The 1,657-nt window shown below is 70.7% G+C and carries 1 protein-coding gene; it reads left to right on the top strand.

Translation table 11 applies throughout. From position 1 onward, the window contains the following. Positions 1–165: 165 nt before the first annotated feature. Positions 166–1,389 (top strand): non-homologous end-joining DNA ligase, encoded by a 1,224-nt coding sequence (gene ligD / locus P2P98_RS10080; protein ID WP_275799540.1) that lies wholly within the window; start codon positions 166–168, stop codon positions 1,387–1,389. The last annotated feature ends 268 nt before the right edge of the window (positions 1,390–1,657 follow it).

The following is a 1,657-nucleotide window of genomic DNA, read 5'->3' as shown; positions in this document are numbered from 1 at the left end:
CGCTCGCTAGCTCGCCCGCCCGCCCGCCTGTCGAGTGTCCAAGACACGCCGCAACGGCGTCGTTCGTAACGGCGTGTTTTGGACACTCGACGTTCTCTGCGAGCCCCGCGCGCCACGCTCCGCAAGGGGTGCGGCGCACGCGCCACCCGGCGCTAGCCTCGCGCCATGAGCCCCGCGAAGACTCCCCCCGAGATCCTCGACATCGACGGCCATGAGGTGCGCGTCACGAGTCCCGACCGCGTCGTCTTCCCCACCCCAGGCCTGACGAAGCTCGACCTCGTGCGCTACTACCTCGACGTCGCCGAGGGCGCCCTGCGGGGAGCAGGAGGCCGACCGATGGTGCTCAAGCGCTTCTCGAAGGGCCTCGACCAGGAGCCGTTCTTCCAGAAGCGTGTGCCCGACAAGCACCCCGCCTTCATCGACACCGCAACCCTCCACTACGCCTCCGGCACCTCCGCCGAGGAGACGGTGATCCGGGATGCCGCGGGCCTGGCGTGGGTCGTCAACCTCGGCTGCCTCGACCTCAACCCTCACCCCGTTCGGGCCGAGGACCTCGACCACCCCGACGAGCTGCGCGTCGATCTCGACCCCATGCCCGGGGTCGACTGGGCACAGATCGTCGATGTCGCCTTCATCGCCCGCGAGGTCCTCGAAGACCACGGGCTCGTCGGATGGCCGAAGACCTCGGGCTCGCGGGGGCTCCACATCCTCGTGCGCATCCGTCCCGAGTGGGACTACGCCGACGTGCGCCTCGCCGCCGAGACGCTCGCCCGCGAGGTCGAGAACCGCGCGCCCGGGCTCGCGACCGCTCGCTGGTGGAAGGAGGAACGCGGCGAAAGCGTCTTCGTCGACTTCAACCAGAACGCAAAGGACCGCACGGTCGCCTCGGCGTACTCGATCCGGGCGCTCCCCGACGCGCGCGTGTCGACTCCGCTGACGTGGGACGAGGTCCGCGACCGCCGCCCCGAAGAGTTCACCGTCCTCACCGTGCCCGAGCGCTTCCGCGCGATCGGCGATCCGCACGCCGGGATCGACGACGCGGCAGGATCCCTCGACGCCCTCCTGGCTCTCGCGAAAGAGCTGGGGCCCGCCGAGAAGCCTCCGCGCGGCTCCGACGGCTCCGGTCGCCGCGCCTCGACCATGCCTCTCATCGAGGTCGCGCGCACGAAGACCAAGCCCGAAGCTCTCGATGCCCTCGAGACGTGGAAGTCACGGCATCCGGAAGCCGCGGACGCCCTCCACCCGGCCGACATCCTCGTCGACGGCATGCGCGGTTCGAGCTCGCTCTGGTACCGCGTGCGGGTGAACCTGCAGCATGTCCCGGATGCCGAACGTCCCGCGCAAGAGGACCTGATCGCCGACTACGACCCCTGGGCCGGCCGGAAGTGAGGCCGTCGACCGGTCGGGTCGTGGTCCAGATGTAGGAGCGTTCATCGCAACAGGAGCCGAACGAGGCGCAGCGTGCACATCAGCCCCACCGGTCCTGCATATGAACGACACCTCGCGCCTCGCACCCGGGCGGAGTCAGCGGCGCCGCGGGCGCGTCAAGGCCTCACCGCACGCCGCGGCCAGCGTCTGCATCGCGCGCGCCGGACTCAGGGTCGCCGCCGCGTCCACGGCCTCGGTCGACAGCCGCTCGCGCACCTCGGCATCCGTC

It is taken from the genome of Microbacterium sp. Kw_RZR3, from assembly GCF_029222405.1.
In the GTDB taxonomy this organism is placed as follows: domain Bacteria; phylum Actinomycetota; class Actinomycetes; order Actinomycetales; family Microbacteriaceae; genus Microbacterium.
This window is presented reverse-complemented; position numbering and strand designations above follow the sequence as displayed.